3 protein-coding genes are annotated in these 2,586 nt (G+C 68.9%); all 3 read left to right on the forward strand.

Annotation, left to right across the window (positions count from 1 at the left end; all coding sequences use genetic code 11):
* A partial coding sequence (locus tag HUU95_RS13985) for an SDR family oxidoreductase (RefSeq protein ID WP_174280657.1) occupies nucleotides 1-793 on the forward strand: 793 nt, incomplete at its 5' end.
* A gap of 150 nt (nucleotides 794-943) precedes the next feature.
* A complete protein-coding gene (locus HUU95_RS13990) occupies nucleotides 944-2,440 on the forward strand; it encodes a S10 family peptidase (RefSeq protein WP_174280658.1) in 1,497 nt (498 codons plus the stop codon).
* A gap of 56 nt (nucleotides 2,441-2,496) precedes the next feature.
* A partial coding sequence (locus tag HUU95_RS14810) for a twin-arginine translocation signal domain-containing protein (RefSeq protein WP_174280659.1) occupies nucleotides 2,497-2,586 on the forward strand: 90 nt, incomplete at its 3' end.

Consider the following 2,586-nt stretch of genomic DNA (forward strand, 5'->3'; position numbering starts at 1 on the left):
CCCCGATGGCGGCGAGCGATCGTACAAGGGCTCGGGCCGGCTCGCCGGTCGGCGCGCGCTGGTGACCGGCGGCGATTCGGGCATCGGCCGCGCCGCCGCCATCGCCTTCGCGCGCGAGGGCGCCGACGTCGCGATCAACTATTACCCGACGGAGGAGCCGGATGCGCAGGACGTGGCGCGGCTGATCCACGCGGAAGGACGCAAGGCCGTGTTGATCCCGATGGACCTGCGCACGCTCGCGGCCTGCGAGAAGATCGTCGCGCGCGCGGCGGCCGAGCTGGGCGGGCTCGACATCCTGGTCAACAACGCCGCCTATCAGCAGAGCAAGGAGGATATCGGCGAGATCAGCGACGAGCAGATGGTCCGCACGTTCGAGACCAACATCTTCGCGCCCTTCCGCCTCAGCCGCGCGGCGGTGAAGATCATGCCGCCGGGCGCCGTCATCATCAATACGGGCTCGGTGAACAGCTTCGATCCGGAAAAGGAGCTGCTCGACTATGCGTCGACCAAGGGAGCGATGCACATGTTCACCCGCGCGCTCGCCAAGCAGGTCGCGGGCAAGGGCATCCGGGTCAACATGGTCGCGCCCGGCCCGATCTGGACGCCGCTGCAGGTCGCGGGCGGGCAGATCGCGGGCGAGATGAAGGAGTTCGGCCACGATCCCGAACGGCCGATGATGCGCGCCGGCCAGCCCGCCGAGCTCGCGCCGCTCTATGTGGCGCTCGCGTCGAACGAGTTCAGCTACACGACCGGCGCCACCTTTGGCGCCAACGGCGGCAAGGGCATGCCCTGATCGACCTCGCTCGGGGCGAACGGGTGGGGAGCGAGGTGATCACCCCCTCCGTTCGTGCCGAGCGCGGTCGAGGCATCGTTCGGTGGTTGAGGAACTCCCGATCGACCGTTCGCCCGTTGACGGCTCGGCCAGTACAGGCGACGACAGCGCATGCGCTTCCCTCCCCTCGCCGCCCTGTCGCTCGTCCTGCTGAGCGCCGGTTCGCTCGCCCAGTCGACCCAGTCCGCCCAGACCACCACCGTCGAGAAGAAGAGCGACACCGAGCCCAAGCTGCCGCCGATGCCGGCGGACAAGACGATCGCGCAGACGGCGCGGATCGGCGGGCGCGTGCTGAGCTACAAGGCGACGATCGGCCACGTCGTCGTGCGCGACGACAAGGGCAAGGAGATCGGCGAGGTGGTCTACACCGCCTATACCGTGCCCGGTGCCGGCCCGTTGCGCCCCGTCACCTTCGCGTTCAACGGCGGCCCGGGCGCATCGTCGGTGTACCTCAACATGGGCGCGATTGGCCCCAAGCGGATGCAGTTCGGCGCGCAGGGCGACGCGCCGTCCGACACGCCCATCGCGGTCGACAACGCGAACAGCTGGCTCGACTTCACCGACCTGGTGTTCATCGATCCCGTCGGCACCGGCTTCAGCCGCAGCCTAGTCGACGCGGACGAGACCAAGAAGCAGTTCTACGCCAACGATCCGGACATCCACTACCTGTCCAAGGTCGTCTATGACTGGCTGGTCAAGGAAGGCCGGCTGCGCTCACCCAAATATGTGATGGGGGAGAGCTATGGCGGCTATCGCGCGCCGCGCGTCGCCTATGAGCTGCAATCGCAGATCGGCGTCGGCGTCAGCGGGCTGATCATGGTCTCGCCCTATCTCGATCCCGCCTCGGGCGACGACGCGACCGCGCTGTCGCCGCTGCCGTGGATGGTCGACCTGCCCTCGATGGCGGCGGCGAACCTGGAGCGGCAGGGCAAGCTGACCCCCGCCGCGATGGCGGAGGTGGAAAGCTATGTGCGCGGCGATTTCGCGCGCGACCTGTTGCGCGGCCGGTCGGATCCGGAGGCGACCAATCGCGTGATCGCGCGCGTGACCCAGCTGACCGGGCTCGATCCGGCGCTGGTCCGCCGGCTGGGCGGGCGGGTCGGCGCGGGCGTATACCTGCGCGAGGTGCATCGCGCCGACGGCACGATCGGCAGCGTCTACGATTCCAACGTCGTCGCGTTCGATCCCTTTCCCTGGTCGCCGACGCAGCGCTCGAACGACCCGATCCTCGACGCGCTGATCGCGCCGACCACCAGCGCGATGGTCAATTTTGTGACGCGCGAGGTCGGCTGGAAGACGGACGCGCGCTACAACGCGCTGTCCTATGCGGTGAACCAGGCCTGGAACCGGGGCAAGCCCGAGGACACGCCCGTCACCGACCTACGCAAGGCGATCGCGGCGGACCCGAAGATGCGCGTCATCATCGCGCACGGCTGGGACGACCTGTCCTGCCCATTCTTCGCCTCGCGGCTGATCGTCGACCAGATGCCGGCGTTCGGCGCGGCCGAGCGCGTGCGGCTGCGCGTCTATCCGGGCGGACACATGTTCTACAGCCGGTCCGACAGCGCCGCCCGGTTCAAGGAGGATGCGCGGGCGCTGTACCAGTAGCCGCAACCCTTTGACTGGTCGGGTGTTTTCCTCGCAACGGATTGACGAGGAAACGCATGACCGACACGACACGCCGGCAGGTGATGACGACCGCCGCGATCGGCGCCGCCGCGGCGGCGGTGGCCGCGCCCGCCGTCGCGCAGGGG

The sequence above is a fragment of the Sphingomonas bacterium genome, assembly GCF_903643065.1.
In the GTDB taxonomy this organism is placed as follows: Bacteria; Pseudomonadota; Alphaproteobacteria; order Sphingomonadales; family Sphingomonadaceae; genus Sphingomonas.

What these genes read in the sequence shown, in the direction of transcription:
- HUU95_RS13990 (WP_174280658.1), top strand. Translation starts at nt 944, where the DNA reads ATGCGCTTCCCTCCCCTCGCCGCCCTGTCGCTCGTCCTGCTGAGCGCC.